General features: G+C 46.6%; 11 protein-coding genes. 5 read left to right on the top strand and 6 right to left on the bottom strand.

What is annotated here, in order from left to right:
* The first annotated feature begins 10 nt into the window (after positions 1-10).
* Together AC6I8Y_RS22055 and AC6I8Y_RS22050 are read left to right on the top strand one after the other, a co-directional pair.
* Positions 11-523, top strand: coding sequence for a phage tail protein (locus AC6I8Y_RS22055; RefSeq protein ID WP_498021702.1), 513 nt, complete (start codon positions 11-13; stop codon positions 521-523).
* A 10-nt stretch (positions 524-533) separates the two neighbouring features.
* Positions 534-1,073 (top strand): phage tail protein, encoded by a 540-nt coding sequence (locus AC6I8Y_RS22050; protein ID WP_394149471.1) that lies wholly within the window; start codon positions 534-536, stop codon positions 1,071-1,073.
* Positions 1,074-1,082: 9 nt separating this feature from the next.
* Here AC6I8Y_RS22050 and AC6I8Y_RS22045 read toward each other — a convergent pair whose 3' ends face one another.
* Entirely contained in the window at positions 1,083-2,153 is a 1,071-nt protein-coding gene (locus tag AC6I8Y_RS22045) for a TIGR03032 family protein (RefSeq protein ID WP_394149470.1), read from the bottom strand.
* Positions 2,154-2,189: 36 nt separating this feature from the next.
* The gene (locus AC6I8Y_RS22040) at positions 2,190-3,512 is read right to left on the bottom strand and encodes a S8 family peptidase (RefSeq protein ID WP_498021699.1); all 1,323 of its coding nucleotides are present in this window, start codon (positions 3,510-3,512) and stop codon (positions 2,190-2,192) included.
* A 155-nt stretch (positions 3,513-3,667) separates the two neighbouring features.
* Here AC6I8Y_RS22040 and AC6I8Y_RS22035 point away from each other — a divergent pair, with 155 nt between their 5' ends.
* Entirely contained in the window at positions 3,668-12,184 is an 8,517-nt protein-coding gene (locus AC6I8Y_RS22035) for a tandem-95 repeat protein (protein ID WP_498021698.1), read from the top strand.
* A gap of 114 nt (positions 12,185-12,298) precedes the next feature.
* On the opposite strand, the gene AC6I8Y_RS22030 is transcribed toward AC6I8Y_RS22035, so the two are convergent.
* Together AC6I8Y_RS22030 and AC6I8Y_RS22025 are read right to left on the bottom strand one after the other, a co-directional pair.
* Positions 12,299-12,691, bottom strand: coding sequence for a GlcG/HbpS family heme-binding protein (locus AC6I8Y_RS22030; RefSeq protein WP_498021697.1), 393 nt, complete (start codon positions 12,689-12,691; stop codon positions 12,299-12,301).
* A 12-nt stretch (positions 12,692-12,703) separates the two neighbouring features.
* Positions 12,704-13,651 carry an aldo/keto reductase gene (locus AC6I8Y_RS22025; protein ID WP_498021696.1) on the bottom strand — a complete coding sequence of 316 codons (948 nt, stop codon included), beginning with the start codon at positions 13,649-13,651 and terminating at the stop codon, positions 12,704-12,706.
* Positions 13,652-13,782: 131 nt separating this feature from the next.
* Between AC6I8Y_RS22025 and AC6I8Y_RS22020 the strand changes: the two genes are divergently transcribed.
* Both AC6I8Y_RS22020 and AC6I8Y_RS22015 read left to right on the top strand, forming a co-directional pair.
* Entirely contained in the window at positions 13,783-14,667 is an 885-nt protein-coding gene (locus AC6I8Y_RS22020; protein ID WP_498021694.1) for a LysR family transcriptional regulator, read from the top strand.
* 89 nt (positions 14,668-14,756) lie between these two features.
* Complete coding sequence (locus AC6I8Y_RS22015) at positions 14,757-15,551, top strand: hypothetical protein (RefSeq protein ID WP_498021692.1); 795 nt, start codon at positions 14,757-14,759, stop codon at positions 15,549-15,551.
* 80 nt (positions 15,552-15,631) lie between these two features.
* Here the strand turns inward: AC6I8Y_RS22015 and AC6I8Y_RS22010 are convergent, their stop codons facing one another.
* Positions 15,632-16,105 carry a Dps family protein gene (locus AC6I8Y_RS22010; RefSeq protein WP_042469695.1) on the bottom strand — a complete coding sequence of 158 codons (474 nt, stop codon included), beginning with the start codon at positions 16,103-16,105 and terminating at the stop codon, positions 15,632-15,634.
* A 511-nt stretch (positions 16,106-16,616) separates the two neighbouring features.
* Positions 16,617-17,342, bottom strand: coding sequence for a nitroreductase family protein (locus tag AC6I8Y_RS22005; RefSeq protein ID WP_498021691.1), 726 nt, complete (start codon positions 17,340-17,342; stop codon positions 16,617-16,619).
* Positions 17,343-17,347: the final 5 nt, after the last annotated feature.

Raw genomic sequence — 17,347 nt, 5'->3', positions numbered from 1 at the left:
AGGAGGTTTTATGACGACGTCATTTCAGGGAGAAGTGATTGCCTTTGGTGGCAACTTTGCCATGGTCAATTATTCAATGTGCAATGGGAGCCTAATTAGTATTTCACAGAATGAATCACTCTATAGCTTGCTAGGAACTACGTATGGCGGGGATGGAAGGGTAAGCTTTGGTTTACCAGAGTTAAGAGGCCGAGTTCAGGTTAACCAAGGGCAGGGGCCAGGACTGACCCATCGTATACAAGGACAGTTGCTCGGTGTTCAGTCGCAGGTCCTGACTGAAGCGACCACGCCAAGTCATAATCATCCTTTTAATGTTCAAAACAGCGCACCGACAACCAATGCTCCAGCTAATAATTTAGTTGGAAAACTGAAGCAATTTTCCAACCAGCTAACCGGCACCAATAACATGAATGCCAATAGTATCGGGGATACTGGGGCAAGTAACGATTTTTCAATTTCTCAACCAACAACGGTACTGAATTTTTTGATAGCGATTCAGGGCATTTACCCATCAAGAAACTAGGAGCTGAATAATGAATGCGTTTACAGGACAGATAACGATGTTTTCTTTTGATTTTGCCCCTAGGTTTTGGTCACTATGTCGAGGTCAAATAGTTTCGATTAGTCAGAATACGGAGTTGTTCAGTCTAATTGGAGATATTTATGGTGGTGATGCTAGGGTTTCGATGGGCTTGCCAGATTTAAGCATGCGGAGCCCGGTTCATTTTGGTCAGGGGCCGGGTCTTTCTTATTTTCAACTGGGCGGTCTCTACGGAACTGACACACAAATTTTAGACTCATCCCATTTACCTCCTCACAATCATCAACTGATGGCGGGTATGGCCACCGCAGAGAATACCGATGACTCGCCTGACGGCAGCAAGACTTTAGTGTCGCCTAGAGGGACGTCGACATCGTCATATATTGATACGCCTGATATTGAAGGAGAGCTAAGCATGGGGTCAACGGCTATCGGTGCTTCAGGAGCTGGCCAAGATTTCTCCGTCACCCAACCCACGCTTGCGCTCAACTTTTCAATATGTCTTAGCGGTATCTACCCTACCAGAAATTGAATCACGTGGTTATATCGCGGGGAAATTGAACACCCTTGAAACTATCTCCTCATCGACTTGGAGTACCTCGGTAAAAGGTAAGTCGATGACGGCAACATCGTAGATTTGAACCATATCTCCAGAGAAATGAAGGTTGGCAACAATTTCCATATCATCAAGATCAATAACGTAGACCCCACAATAGGTCTGGCTTTCAGCAATTGGAGGCGGCTGGTTATTCTTGGATTCTCTTGATTGACTGAGTCCAACAAACATCAAATTCTGATGAAACCCGATGCCGCGAGTAAAACCAGGCAGCTCAAGTTCAACGACAACTTGTCCCGACGCAAAATCATAGCTGCATAACTGTCCGTAACCGGAATTACAAAAATAGAGCTTATCCCGATAGTATCGGGGACTATGAGGCATATAGAGGTTGTTGGCGAGTATTTCGTTGTGATTAACATCAACAAGCAACCCTCGATGGGCGACTCTATTTCTCCAGTTTTTATTTTCATTGCTATCGCTAAAGCATGTCACGTAGGCAGGTGCGCCATCTCTAAGCGCCATTCCATTTAAGTGACAGCGATCTTCAGGAACTAGCTCGCTGATAAACCAAGGTTTCCATTTAGGAATAAAACTATTGCCACTTTGAATCAGGCATAGACATGAAAAGTTGGAATTGACAGCCCATAACCCGTCATCGCCCCAAGCGATATCATGGATATTAATCATGCCTGTAAAGTGACTGCTACTGGGAGAAAAGCAGTGTTTAACTAGTCCTTTAGGCTCCAAAGAAGGAGCAACGGCGTCACAGCGCTGAAAGTCAAAAACTTGGGAGTGAACACCGAGTACGATCCTTTGTTGGTCAACGGCTAGCCCCATCGGTCTAGGAAAAGCCTTTACACTGATATACAGCTCATCGTCATCAGCGTTAACGAGTATCAATCGGTTAGCCTGATAAGATGTCAGCATGAGAGTTAGGCCGAGTTTTGAGAGCAAATAGCCAAAGGATTCACTCGACTCACAGCTAAAGTCAGCAATGTTCTGAGTTTCTTCGGTCTCTTCGTGCAACTGCGTAGCGAGGGGGTTTTCTTCCATGTTATTTATTCCATTGTATAAATTAGGTGATGAACTTTAGGCCTTGCAATGGTATTCGAGCCGTTGCCAAAATCGCTGGATATCAACTTCACCAGCGCCAACATGCTGCAGATAGGCAGGATCGACTTTTGCGGCCGTTTTATATAAGTGCGCTTGGAATTCATCATTGGTGAGTGATGGGCAGCGAGCTAAAGCCAGTGCAGCGAGCCCGCTCACGAATGCAGTAGCGGCAGACGATCCACTGAATTTGATGGTTGAGTTCACGTTGGCTGGGTGGTTAGTGAGAAATGAGGAAGGTGCACCTATATCTATATAATCGCCTTTAGCCATCATTGGCTTACTGTTTCTCGCTCTAATACCGTTGACAGCAATAATCGACTCAATGCCCGCAAGTGATAGCACCCCTTTAAACTCGGGCAATGCATTGCCAGCCGCCGCGACAATAATGATCCCCTTGTTTTGCCTACCATGAATGGAGAGATCCTCTATTACATGTGTTAGTGGCTGCGTGATCAGCGGCAAGACCCAACTTAGATTGATGACATCGACGTGCTTAGACTTTGCTGTAGCGAACAGTTCAATCAGATCACTGGTGTAGGTTTGGGTAAGTGGAAGTGGCACAAACTGAGCATCCGGGGCAATCCCAAATTGATACTGAGCTTGATGTAAAGCGAACAAACTGGTTGCCACGAGCGTTCCGTGATGGTTCTCGTTTGATGACTTGTGTGACGGTATTTGCGGTCGTTGTAGCCTTAAACTTGGATGGGCGAGGTTAAATCCATCGTCGATTACGGCAACTTTAACGCCTTCTCCCGTGCTGCTTTTCCAAAGCTCACTAAAATAGTGACTTAATGGACGCCTAGATGTTGAATTGCGCTTTGTCGATGATTTTTCGCCATCTGCACTTAACTTCTTAACAAAGGCGATATTTGGAACAACATTTTTCGGGGCAAAGACATGTTGTAGTTTTTTGTAGTTTGATAACCAACGCCAACTCTCAGGCTTAAGGTCTGGGAAAGATATTTCCCATAAATCAAACGTTTCGGCATGATATAGGCGTGTCAGAGCGTATTGTTCTGAAGACCCAAAAACTTCCGATACGGATTGTGCTATCGAACCCGAAGACCTATTTTCGGTATTGATAATAAACTTATGATCAATGCATGCCAAAAACTCTCCAACTAGCTTTTCATTGGTGCTGATGCTGGCAAGTGGAACCATCCCATCCCAGCTTGTTTTTAAGGCTGCGACAACCTTCCCATTGTTAGTTTCTATAAGGCCTGTGGTTTCAAAACACGACTGAGATTTTACAGCTGTTGATCCCAAGATCAGCAGCAAAACAATCCATATTCGTAGCAAAGCGTTTTCCTAACTTTTTATGACATGTGATGCAGTATAAAAACATTTCGGTGAGTTCTATGAATTACCTACTACTATAGTTTATTGAAACTAATTGCACTACTACGAGTTGCTTTTGTGTGCGATTGATAACCAGAACCTATGGAATGGGCTCAATGAAACACGACAAGAATGAACGCGACGACAACGTTATCAAAACATCTAAAATTGCGAAAAATGTGCTAGTGCCAGCAGCGCTGATGCTCGGTGGGCTGAATGGATGTGCAGTGTCAAGTCACCGAAGTAGTGCTAAGCGCAATCTCACAAGCAGTAAACAACGTCCTCAAAATGTTTGGATTCAATCCACAGAGGCTAATCTAGATTCTACGATGGTATTCAATGCGTTTGGTGGCGGGAATGCCAAGCCCGATCAGCGCAACACCAGCTCGAGTAGTGATGCAAAACATGGCATTGGTCAGTTCATTAATGATATCAAGCAGAGTCGAAGCGCGTTGACCAAAATGACACGCAGTGAGCGGGTCGTGGGGGATGTGTTGTTATCGAAGCTAAGCTCTGAGGTGATGCCGGGCAGTATGGCTGTTGTGGGGAAAACGCCAGGGGTAAGTTTAGCTTTGGGAAGCTGTGGAGCATCCTATAAATCCTCTTGTAATACAACAACCGCGGGAGGGGGGATTTGTGTATGGAGTGGGTCTAACAATGCGTCTGGTAGTCAATACTGTAATCCTCCTTCAAGTGATACCACCCCAGCAGTAGTAAACTCAATAGCACCAAAGAATAGCCCCTCTCCTAGCGCTGAATCCATAGTGTTTTCAGTGATTTTTGACGAAAGTGTCAATGGGGTATCAGCAGATGATTTTAGTTTGACGAGTACAGGCTCTGCCGACGGCTCCATCAGCTCAACCTCTTCATCTTCGGGTTCCACCATTGATGTTACCGTGAATAATATATCGGGACAGGGTACGCTTAGATTGGATCTCAAGTCGTCAACTAACATTACCGATGATAGTGGTAATGGTAATAGCAATAACGGTTATGTCGCTGCATACACTAGCGGCACAACACATACCGTAGACAGAATTGCACCCGATGTAGCAACGATAGTTCGCAAGACGCCGGCCGACGCCGATACAAACAGTGATACGCTAGTCTGGACGGTCAGTTTTTCCAAATCCGTATTGAACATTTCCACGGATGATTTTGAGGTATCGGGCACCACGGCAACGGTAACATCCGTATCGGCCGCCTCTGGTTCTTCTGTGGACATCACAGTTTCAGGAGGGGATCTTGCTGGATATAGTGGTGGTGTCGCTTTGAGCATTGCTGCTGGTAACAATTTACAAGATAGCAGCGGCAATAGTCTCTCTTCAACCACACCAACCGGTGCTGTCGAGTCTTACACCCTAGATAATGGCGCTCCTTCATTTATATCGGTGTCGGATTCAAGCGATAGCAACTATAAGGCAGGGGAAACAGTAACCATAACTGTAGATCTTGGTGAAACAGGGCTAAATGTCACTGCAGATTTATCTGTGCTAGATACTGACTTTAGTGCGACTCAAGCCTTAACGGACAACAACGACAATACTTATAGTTTTCAAACTCCTGCACTTGATGCGGCAGGAAACATGCAAGAGGGCACGTTTGCCATCACTGTCAGCGCAACCGACGCTGTGGGTAACGCGAATACCGATAACTCACTGTCTCTCACCTTGGACAAAACGCCTCCTACCTTCTCAAGTGCGGATTCTGTTCCTACAGACAATGCCTTTGGCATAGCTTCAAACAGTAACCTGGTATTGGACTTTAGTGAAAACGTCGAGCTGGTCAGCGGAAAAACGTTTGCTATCTATGACCTGACTAATGGTGCTGTGCTTGAAACATATACCGCGAGCTCGACCACTGCGGCGACTGGCTCTTCTTCAGGAGCGGCGACGTTAAGTGGGGATAAGCTAACCATCAACCCATCTTCAGACTTCCCTTTAGGCAACCGCTACGCAATAACAGTCGATTCTACGACGTTACAAGATCCGTCAGGTAATGTGTTTGCAGGAATAGCCGATTACACCACCTATAACTTTGCGGTACAGCCGGAACTCAAATTAACGGTAGCGGACTCAAATATCGCGGAGAACAGTGGTTCAACGGCTTATACCGTGTCTTTGATTGATGGTAATGGCAATGCATACAGCGCAGATGAAAACATTACAGTGGAAATGGCGTTGTCAGGAACCGCTGTAACAGGGAGTGATTACTCAATCAGTGGGCTCGATGGCTCGAATCAGATCACGATTGTGACAGGTGATGCCGCAAATACATTTACAGTGACCGGCAGTAGCGATGGCGATGACGATGACGCTGAAACCATTATCCTTGGTATGAACTCCGTGGTTGCAGGGGCTGCGACAATTGGGGCTATTGCCAGTCAAACGGTAACCATTAACCAAAATGATCAGGCAGTCATTGCTGGGCTTGATGCGACACCGCTGTTTTCTGAAGGAGGCAATGCGGTCGTTATCGACAATGACGTTACGGTATCAGATACCGAGTTGGATGCCCTAAATGGTGCGCAAGGTAACTACGATGGCGCCAGTATCACGATTGCTCGCGCTGGTGGCGCGCAAAGTGGTGATGTTTTTGGAAGCAGTGGTTCTTTGAGTGCTTTGGTTGAATCGGGAAGTGTCACCTATAACGGCACCGTGGTTGGAACGGTTACCACCAATAGTGCGGGTACATTAACGATCACCTTCAATTCGAACGCGACCACGACTTTAGTTAACTCGGTGCTTCAGAATATTACCTACGAGAATACGAGCGATGATCCTGCTAGTACAGCATCGTTGAGCTTTGTGTTCAATGACGGAATAGAAAACAGCAGTGCTGTTCAAGTAACAACGTCCATCACCGCGGTCAACGATGTGCCAACACTCTCAGCCACAGGCAGTTCTCCAACCTTTGTCGAGGGAGGCTCGACTGCAGTGCTGTTCTCTAGTGCTGCAGTCAGCACTGTCGAGGCGAGCCAAACGTTAGCGGGTTTAGTGATTACCGTCACCAATGTTGCGGATGCGGCTAATGAGAAACTCAGTGTCGATGGCTCTTCCATCACTTTGATGACTGGGCAGTCTGGCAGTACATCAAGCTTTGATTATTCAGTGTCCGTTGCGGGCACAACAGCAACGGTCATATTCACTGGCGGCACATTAACAGAAGTTCAGATGCAGTCAGTTATCGACGCGATAAGCTATCAAAATAACAGTGATGATCCAACAACAGCAAGCAACCGTGTTGTTACCATAACTAGCATTAGTGAAACTGGTTCGGTCAATACGGTCGCTAATACCACTATATCTTCGACGGTCTCGGTTACTGGAGTGGATGATGAACCAATCGTTAGCGCAAATGGGTTGAGCCCAACCTATACCGAGGGAGCTGCCACGAGCTATGTGTATTCTTCTGCTTCGGTTAATACCGTGGAGAGTTCGCAGACTATTACCGGTGCGATTTTCACAATCAATGGCGTACAAGATGGCAGCCAAGAGGCCTTGGTCGTCGATGCAACAGAAATTACGTTAGTTCAAGGTACATCTGGGACGACTCCGACAAACCTTATTGATTATTCGGTTTCGGTGTCAGGTAATGTGGCAACGGTGGTGTTATCTAACGTCACCGGCACTGCTCAGTTGGCGCAGCAATTACTCAATTACATCGGTTACATTCACAAAGGCGACGATCCTACCGAAGGCAGTCGGGTTGTGACCTTAACTGAAGTGACGGATAGTGGCTCGAATAGTGGAGACAATGACAACCTCAACGATACCCTTGCGATTGCTTCTACGGTATCGGTTAGCGCTGTTGATGATGCGCCGACGCTAAACGCTTCCGCTCTTAACCAAACATTTACAGAAAATGGCTCACCGGTGAGCGTTTTCTCTTCCGCTGCAGTCGATACAGTAGAAGCTTCACAGTTAATAGAATCTATCACTTGGCAGGTCAGTGGCGTTGCTAATAGTGGAAGTGAGTATTTGGTCATTGATGGAAGCGAGGTGAGTTTAACTGATGGAGCAAATGGCACCACTTCTGCAAACAGTTTCGTTTATCAAGTTTCTTTGGTCTCTAGCGGCGTATTTGCTGTAAGTGTGTCCAAGCAGGATACCACGTCCAACTACCAAACCCTTATCGATGGGATCACCTATAAGAACACGGCTGAAAACATTGTCACAGGTTCTCGTAGTATATCGATCACAGTGCTGGTGGATAGCGGTAGCAGTGATGGAGACAACCTAAACAGCAATTCGTCTTTAAACCTAACGTCTACGTTGCCATTAGTGGGTGTTAATGATGACCCATCCATTACCATTGGAAGTCAGTTGTCGACTGACGAAGACAACAACCAAACGTTGAGTTTCAACTTTAGCGATGTGGATGGCAATACGGTGACAGCGACAGAGAAATCGGCGCCAAGTCATGGTGAAATAGCCATTAATGGCACAGACATCGTTTACACACCAACCGCTAACTATAACGGCAGTGACAGCTTCACCATTACTCTGACCGATGGTAACGGTTATAGCGTCGACAAGACCATCAGCGTCACCGTCTCTAGCGTCAATGATGAGCCGAGCATCACGATAGCGTCGACCTTGACTACTGATGAAGACAACAACCAAACGTTGAGTTTCAACTTTAGCGATGCGGATGGCGATACGGTCACGGCAACGAAGAAATCTGCGCCGAGTCATGGTGAGATAGCCATTAATGGCACTGACATCGTCTACACGCCAACCGCGAACTATAACGGCAGTGACAGCTTCACCATTACTCTGACCGATGGTAACGGCTACACGGGGGACAAAACCATCAACGTCACCGTCTCCAGCGTCAATGATGAGCCAAGCATTACGATCGCCTCGACCTTGACCACGGATGAAGACAACAACCAAACGTTGAGTTTCAACTTTAGCGATGTGGATGGCGATACGGTCACCGCAACCGAGAAATCGGCGCCGAGTCATGGTGAGATAGCCATCAGTGGCACGGACATCGTCTACACGCCAACCGCGAACTATAACGGCAGTGATAGCTTCACTATTACTCTGACCGATGGTAGTGGCTACACGATAGACAAAACCATCAACGTCACCGTCTCTAGTGTCAATGATGAGCCGAGCATCACGATCGCGTCGACTCTGACCACGGACGAAGACAACAACCAAACGTTGAGTTTCAACTTTAGCGATGTGGATGGCGATACGGTCACGGCAACGGAGAAATCGGTGCCGAGTCATGGTGAGATAGCCATCAGTGGCACGGACATCGTCTACTCGCCAACCGCGAACTACAACGGCAGTGACAGCTTCACCATTACTTTGACCGATGGCAACGGCTACACGGTAGACAAAACCATCAACGTCACCGTCTCCAGCGTCAATGACGAGCCTAGCATTACGATCGCCTCGACCTTGACCACGGATGAAGACAACAACCAAACGTTGAGTTTCAACTTTAGCGATGTGGATGGCGATACGGTTACGGCAACGGAGAAGTCTGCTCCAAGTCATGGTCAGATAGCCATTAATGGCAAGGACATCGTCTACACGCCAACCGCCAACTATAACGGCAGCGACAGCTTCACCATTACTCTGACCGATGGCAACGGCTACACGGTAGACAAAACCATCAACGTCACCGTCTCCAGCGTCAATGACGAGCCGAGCATTACGATCGCCTCAACCTTGACCACAGACGAAGACAACAATCAAAAGTTGAGTTTCAACTTTAGCGATGAGGATGGTGATACGGTCACGGCAACTGAGAAATCCGCGCCAAGTCATGGTCAGATAGTCATCAATGGCACGGATATCGTCTACACGCCAACCAGCAACTATAACGGCAGTGACAGCTTTACGATCACTTTGACCGATGACAGCGGTTATACAGTAGATAGAACTATTAACGTCCAGGTTATCAGTGTGAATGATGCCCCTGTTGTTGCTGGTGAGACCTTAACATTCTCTGCGACACCACAAGGTATTTATAACTTTGCTCCACTGGCCAACGATGTGGATCATGATGATGACACATTAACGCTCGCTTGGGCGAATGCAGACACGGGAACATTAGCCGTTAACGGTGACAGTATTGAGCTTCAGACTGCTGATGTTGGGATAGTCACCATAAAGTATGGTGTCATAGATGGTAACGGTGCTGAAGTTATTGGTGAGGCTGTGCTAGAAATTGTCGCGAATGAAGGTCTAACCGTCACAGCGCCCGATGATGTTGAGATTAATGCCACGGCACTATTTACTAAAGTCGACCTTGGGGTAGCAACAGCGCTTGATAGTTCAGGGCAGCCACTCCCTGTGGTCATTGAAAACAGCGACGGCTTCTTCAAACCCGGTGTTCACAAAGTATCCTGGGCTGCAACAGATCAAAGTGGCAATACAGGTAAATCACTGCAGACGATTACGGTTAACCCACTAATCTCAGTTGAGAAAGATGGTAAAACCGTCGAAGGAACTGAGCATCAGATCGCGGTTTATCTCAATGGCGAGCCTAGCAGTTACCCGGTGCTTATCCCGTACACGGTAAGCGGCACGATGGATACGCAAGATCACGACCTAGTTTCTGGGGAAGTTGTCATCTCTTCAGGCCTTGAGGGTGTCATTGACTTTGAGATCTTCAATGACGATGTTGCAGATAGCGAAGAGACCTTGGTTATCACCTTATCTGATGCTCTCAATCTTGGTAGCAAATCCCAATATGTACTCACCGTTTATGAGGTGAATGTGGCACCTGATGTCACCTTGCAAGTCGTTCAAAATAGTGAACCTAGAACGGTTATTTCTCCGCAACAAGGCACAGTAACCGTGACTGCCGTTGTAGATGACGTCAATCCAGGCGATAGCCACCAATATCGTTGGATCAATGACAATTCAGCATTGGCAAACATCAGCCAAACAGCGTCAGTATTTGAGTTTGATCCAGCGGCTCTGGTTGATGGCGTCTATGAGCTTGCTATTGAAGTGACCGATTCAGGCAATGAAACGGTGAACACTAGCGTGTTCTTAGAAGTTGTGACTGAACTTGCTACTCTCGGGGAACAGGATACCGATGGCGATCTCATTCCAGATAACCAAGAGGGGTACAGTGACAGTGATGGCGATGGCATTCCAGATTTCCAAGATGCGATAGCCGAATGTAACGTCATTCAGTCTTATGCGTCGGAGTCGAGCAGCTATTTGGTAGAGGGTGAACCTGGTGTCTGTTTGCGTAAGGGGGTGACGGTTGCCAATGGAGTGACTGGAGGAGCACTGCTGCTCGAGCAGGAGTTGCCTTTAGATGATGATGCAACAAATGTTGGTGGTCTTTTTGACTATGTTGCGATTGGACTTCCTATCCCTGGGCAGAGCTATTCTCTAGTGTTACCGCAAAGTAGACCGATTCCTCGTAATGCGGTCTATCGCAAATACAGCGAAACCAACGGATGGATAACGTTAACAAACGATGGCACTGACCCAGACAACTACGTCTCATCAGCACCTGGATTTGAAGGTTATTGTCCACCTCCTGGTGATGCGTCATGGCAGCAAGGTCAGTTGGTTGAAGGCCATTGGTGTGTGCAACTAACCATTAAAGATGGCGGCATTTATGATGACGATGGCGAAGCTAATGGCAGAATCGTTGACCCTGGTGGCGTTGCAACGACTTCATCGAACACGCTACCGCAAGCAGAGTCAGATGAAGTTAACGTGATTAAAGGTGGTACGGTGACGATCAACGTATTGGCGAACGACGATGATAGTGATGGCGATTCGCTACAGGTTACGAGTGCTAGCAGTCAACTTGGTCACGTATCGATTGAGAATAACCAACTCGTCTATCAAGCGCCCGCAGACTTTTTTGGTGTCGATACGTTGAGCTATGGCATTTCCGATGGCAATGGTGGAACCGCATTCTCAAAAGTATCGGTGAACGTGAATCTTGCTAGTAACGATGTGGTGAGAAATAGCTCGAGTGGTGGCTCTTTTGGAGGATGGCTTGTGATGATATTGGCAGTATTTGGTACAATTCGTGCTGGTCAAGTGCGTGCAAGTCTCGCCTTTCTAGCCCTGTTAGCAGCATTTAATGTCAACGCAAATTGGTTTCTTAAAGCGGACATCGGTCAAGCAAGAGCGGACGATCGAAACTATGACAACAATGCGCAGGTGCTAAGTATCGAAGACCGCGATACGGCTTGGTTACTTGGAGTGGGGTATCGATATAACCAAGATTGGGCTGTGTCAGTTAACTATATCAACCTCGGCAAAGGGAGTGCCGAATTAGCAGCTGACGTTGGTCAATCTCCAGAGGATTATCACCGCACAGTTGCCAAAGTGACGCCAGTACTTGGGCACGGTATTGGATTGGATGTTGATTATACTTTGTGGGAAAACGACAAGGTGTCGCTTAATGGCATCGGCGGAGTACTCGCTTGGCGAACGGAATTTGAAAGTGATTATCAAGGGCAAAAAATTGAATCGACCGAAGATGGTATTGATCCTTACATTGCTTTCGCGCTAAAGGGAAAGTTATCTTCAAATGTTATGCTCGGTGCAAAAGTGTCGCGTTATTTTATTCGCCTTAACGATGTCACGACCTATAGTGCGACGGTAGAGTATCAATTTGGAGACCTTTAAGAGCGAAACTAGTTTAGCCATCAGTTCTCTCATTTAAGATGGAACAAAGCCGAATAAGAAGTCGGAACATATTGCTTCGACTTCTTATTTGGGTGTGATATCGGCCCATCTTATCTAAGACATTACATGGGATATCGCCTGTTTCGCTAAAGCTTCATCCTCGGCTTCGCTCATACCACTTACGCCGACCGCACCAATGACTTTACCATCCACTACTATAGGGACACCGCCACCAAGCCCTGTGAATTTTGCATCCGCCCAGTAGCCCATATCTTTTCCGGTTTCTTGAGCCCATTTGCCGAGATTGCCACTTGGTTGGCGTTCTCGTGCGGCGGTATAGGCTTTGTTAGGGGCTAATACGCCAGATTGTAAACTGCAATTATCCATCTTAAAGAACGAGATGAGTTCTCCGTGACTGTCGGTCACCGCTGCGGCGAGGTGCAGGTTGTTTTCGTTCGCGTACGCTTGAACAAAGGTCAGTATCTTTTGTGCTTGGTCTAATGTCATGATTTGTCCTTCCTATGGCATTTGCTGGCCGCGAGCAGCGACAAATAGTGAATACCAGTCTTCACGAGTGAGTTCGAAAGACTTAGCCTGAGCACAAGCTCGGATACGGTCAGGGTTAGTTGTACCAATTACAGGTGCAATCTTCGCAGGGTGGCGCAACAGCCATCCTAAGACGATAGCTTCTGTAGAGACTTGATATTTGGCGGCTAGCTCAGCGACGGTAGCGGCGGTGTTTTTCACTGCCTCTGGCTGGTTACTGACATCGCGCCCCGTGAACAAACCTTGGCTTAGGCTACCCCATGCCTGCAGTTCAATGTTGTTGCTACGGCAATACTCTACAGTGCCAAGTGTTGAGCTTGCATGTGAGGTGATTCCCTCTTCAAGCCAGTCTAGTTTCGTAAGACTCATCTCTAACTGATTGCAAACGATAGGCGTAGATAGCGCCGATTGAAGCAGCGCCATCTGGTGCAAGTTCATGTTGGACACGCCCAACTGACGGATCTTACCTGATTTTTGCAACGTCTCGACCGCTTCTGCCACTTCCTCTGGCACCATCAGTGGGTCTGGACGGTGAAGGAGTAGTGTATCAATTTGTTCAATTCCTAAACGCTCAAGAATGCCATCAACCATGTTGAGAATATGCGTTTTCGAAAAGTCGTATCGACCTGGGCCGGTTTCATCGGCGAAGCGAATACCGCACTTTGACTGAATGGTGAGTTGATCGGCTAACTCTGGGCGATCTTTTAGCGCAATTCCAAATACTTTTTCCGCTTTGCCGCGTGTATAGATGTCTGCATGATCGAACACGGTAATTCCAGATTCAATCGCAGTATCAATAACTTGATGGGCTTGTTGAATGTGTTGAGCGGTGATAGGACTATCATCCCATCCACCACCGAGCCCCATGCAACCGTAAATAAGTTGAGAGTGGTTTCCTTTGTTCACATTTTGAGAAGACATCTCGCGACTCCATATTATTTTGACTGACACTAGAATGCCTGAAGAAATTGGTAAGAAAAATATAGCCAATAAAAATCATTATTTGATATAACAAACAATCAAATGTTCGAGATCAGAGTTAGGTAAAGTGAATGCAGCATAAGAAAATAGAAAGGCTGATGTTATTTGCGGAAGTAGCGAAACAGCTCAGTTTTACTAAGGCAGCTGATGCGCTAGATATCTCGCGTGGCTATCTCTCGACACAAATCAAACAGCTTGAAAAAGAGCTGGGCTACAGCTTGATGATTCGTTCTACACGAAGCATTCGATTAACACCTCAGGGTGAGAGAGTGGCGGCTGGGATGGAGTCTATCTCACAGACGCTGGTGGATCTTGAACGTAAAGCCGAATACGAAAATCAGTGCCTTGAGGGGACGATTCGAATTACTGCACCTATGCAGTTTACTCAAGGGGTATTGTTAGATTTATGCCGCCGATTCAGTCATAAACACCCAGGCATACAGTTTGACGTTGAATGCAGCTATCGAAGCTTTAATCTGGTTAGAGACAATTTTGATTTCGCTTTTCGAGCAACGCGAAATCCACCTGAGAACATGATTGCTAAAAAGCTCTTTTCTTATAGTCATGCAGTGACGGGCTCTCCCGACTATTTTTCGCAAAAGAGTGTGCCTACACATCCAAAACAGTTGGTTGAACATGATTGCATGAATAATAGTGATGATGCGACCTGGTCATTTGCAGACGGTGACTACCCAATTCGTGGTTGGCTTAAGAATAACGATAATTTGATCCTAAAAACGCAGGCTCTTGAAGCCAGAGGCATCATCTACACACCGGACTACTTTGTTCGCAAAGAAGTGGACAGTGGTAAATTAGTCAGCGTGCTATCAGATCATATATCAACGTCGAATGACTTTTACTTGCTGTATCCGCCCATCGTTAATCGCTCGCAACGACTTAGTAAGTTTATCGAGTTCGTCTCGCAAGAATTCACTCCTGAATCTGAAGTTTCTTAGCCTTACATTTACTGACCTCTTAATACAGTAATTCCGCGCTCATTGATTAACATGTAAACAACTCGCGCGATAGATATAAGGGAACAGGGATGAAATACAGTCTTGGTGCGCTCGCTTTACTGAGTAGTTTGGTTGGTGCAGGGGAGTTTTCTACTGCGGAAGCGCCGGCGGCAGGTTGTCCGGGTGATTTTTTTACTAAGAAGGCAAAGGTCTTTGATGCAGTGACAATCTGTGCCACTCAACGTGTGTCAGATAACAAATTAAAACATGCTGCCAACGTGACGGCGCAATGGCTTGATAATAATCAAGATGGCGTGGTTGATGAGCCAAGATTGATTGTTCCACTGCAGGGCAATCATGCGACTTTGTTGATGAGCAGCGAAGGATTCAGCGACCAGGCGTTAGATAAACTTGAGCCTTATTTTGATTATATGGTTGGCCAGGATCTAGCCGCTAATGAAACGAACCCACACCGTCAACGAGATGCTTCTCAAGAGGAGATTCATCACCTCATCGTCAATGCTGGATGGCAATCATATTTGCCGACGGTGTTTGGTGACAATAAAACGCAACGTAGTGAGATCTATAAACAGTGGCAGTTAGCGGAGCAACAAGGGCTGTATAAGTATGACGATCCTACCTGTGATGATGCGTGTAAAACCATAGAGTTCTTCTATTTGGGAACAGCAGCGTATCTGGGTTCCAAAGCTGATCTTGAAAGCGATGAGATGCGTGTCAAAACGCGCAAAGAGTTACAGCACATGTTGCCGGGACTAGTGGAAATCTTCGAGTCGAAGCGTTATCACTATCCGGCAGTGAAGTGGCCAGACGGGAACTATGCTTTTTCGAGCAATATAGCTTACGTGGGAACCCAATTGAAATAGCGAGTGCTTGGTCGTTGATTAAAACCAGAATGTAAAAAAGAGGTGCGTTAAGTACCTCTTTTGGACTTGTATTTTATTGATTAGTTTAGATAAGCATTGAGCATCCAAAGCAGCTTTTCTTGTTCGCGAATATAGTCACCCATCAGTGCGGCGGTACCTTCATCACTCGCTTCTGCGGCTTGATCTAGGATTTCGCGTTGACGATGAATCAGCACTGAGAAGCCGTTTACCAACCCAGTGACACATTCTTTGCCTCGGAAAGCATTTTGGTGTTCTTCAATTTGGCTTTGTTCAAGGTAGCGACTGAACGAATGATCTGGAGTATGACCAATGGTCAGAATACGCTCCGCTAATTCATCAATTTTGGTCTGGAGATCGGTGTAGATTTCTTCAAATTTTACATGGAGTTCAAAGAACTGTTCACCTTTAATGTTCCAGTGGTAACCACGAGTATTCATGTACAACACCTGGTAATTCGCAAGTAATTGGTTTAGCTCAACTGCGATTGACTGAGATGCGTTTTTATCAAGGCCGATTAGGTTAGTGCTTGTCATAATACTGTCCTCTAGGAAGAGTGAAATCTTGTTTTGTTGGAATCAGTATACGGTGACTGTTGTGAAAGGAATAATCGATTGTGGTAATGGTATTGATAGGCTGTTGCTATTACATGTAGAGCACCAATTTGGCGAGCTAAGAAGGTAAATACATCCTAGAATGTTGTCAATTTGACCTGCTACCCATGTGCCCGGTTTGAAGTGTTACCTATGAGCCCGGTTAATACCGCCTCAAGTAGATTCCTGTCTGCGCAGGAATGACGGTCGCAGTAGGTTCACAGTACTTAAAACAGTCGTCATCCCTGCGCAGGCAGGGATCTAATCACAGCGCACACCAAGCCTCCAGTAGATTCCTGTCTACACAGGAATGACGGTTGCAGTAGGTTCACAGTACATAAAATAGTCGTCATCCCACTAGCCGTGTGCCTACGCAGGCAGGGATCTTCTCGTAGCGCGCACCAAGCTTCAAGTAGATTCCTGTCTGCACAGGAATGACAATCAAGTTGTTAACTTAATGAGAAATAATCACTTCTTCATTAGGCACACGATGACGCTCCCCGTAGATACCTTCTTCAGTTCGCACGCCGCAACTGATGATCATCGTGATCTCATCATGATCTGCGATACCAAGTAATGCTTTTGCTCGCATGGAATCAAATCCTTCCATTGGGCATGTGTCATAGCCTTGTTCTCGCATAGAAAGCATAAAGGTCATAGACGCTAGTGCTGCGCTTTTGTGGAGACACACGCGCACATCTTGCTTGCTGACTTCGCGCACCATAGGTTTGTTGCGCCCTAACCAAAAGCTGTAGAGCTTTCTTACCATGCCTCGAATACCCCATGCGTCATTGTTGTAGACCATAGGGATCAGCTTGTCGTAGTACTTAAATGCACGCTTTGATGTTTCATCTTCGCGGCCAGCAAAGTTTGCTCGAACGATGTCGGCGTTCATAGCGGCGCGTTGTTTCCATTTGTTTGGAGTCACGGTTACGACGACCAGCTCATTAGCGGTCTTCGCCGCATTTTGCCCCATACAAATGTCGGCAAGCTTCTGACGTTTATCTTCACTGATGACACGATGAAACGCCCACATCTGCATATTGCTGCTGTTAGGGCTAAGCGTTGCGTGTTCAAGTGCTCGCTGTACGGCATTATGGTCAAACGCCGCTTCAGCATCGTATTTGCGAACTGAGCGGCGAGAGTTAAGGAGTTGTTCAAGTGGAGAGGCGTTATTCATGGTTG

The organism is Vibrio sp. KUL78, assembly GCF_059725505.1.
Note: the sequence above shows the minus strand (reverse complement) of the source record. Positions and strands in the feature narration are given on the sequence as shown.

Coding starts and splice junctions, on each gene's coding strand:
- AC6I8Y_RS22055 (WP_498021702.1), top strand. CDS start 11: ATGACGACGTCATTTCAGGGAGAAGTGATTGCCTTTGGTGGCAACTTT.
- AC6I8Y_RS22050 (WP_394149471.1), top strand. CDS start 534: ATGAATGCGTTTACAGGACAGATAACGATGTTTTCTTTTGATTTTGCC.
- AC6I8Y_RS22045 (WP_394149470.1), bottom strand. CDS start 2,153: ATGGAAGAAAACCCCCTCGCTACGCAGTTGCACGAAGAGACCGAAGAA.
- AC6I8Y_RS22035 (WP_498021698.1), top strand. CDS start 3,668: ATGAAACACGACAAGAATGAACGCGACGACAACGTTATCAAAACATCT.
- AC6I8Y_RS22030 (WP_498021697.1), bottom strand. CDS start 12,691: ATGACATTAGACCAAGCACAAAAGATACTGACCTTTGTTCAAGCGTAC.
- AC6I8Y_RS22025 (WP_498021696.1), bottom strand. CDS start 13,651: ATGTCTTCTCAAAATGTGAACAAAGGAAACCACTCTCAACTTATTTAC.
- AC6I8Y_RS22020 (WP_498021694.1), top strand. CDS start 13,783: ATGCAGCATAAGAAAATAGAAAGGCTGATGTTATTTGCGGAAGTAGCG.
- AC6I8Y_RS22015 (WP_498021692.1), top strand. CDS start 14,757: ATGAAATACAGTCTTGGTGCGCTCGCTTTACTGAGTAGTTTGGTTGGT.
- AC6I8Y_RS22010 (WP_042469695.1), bottom strand. CDS start 16,105: ATGACAAGCACTAACCTAATCGGCCTTGATAAAAACGCATCTCAGTCA.
- AC6I8Y_RS22005 (WP_498021691.1), bottom strand. CDS start 17,342: ATGAATAACGCCTCTCCACTTGAACAACTCCTTAACTCTCGCCGCTCA.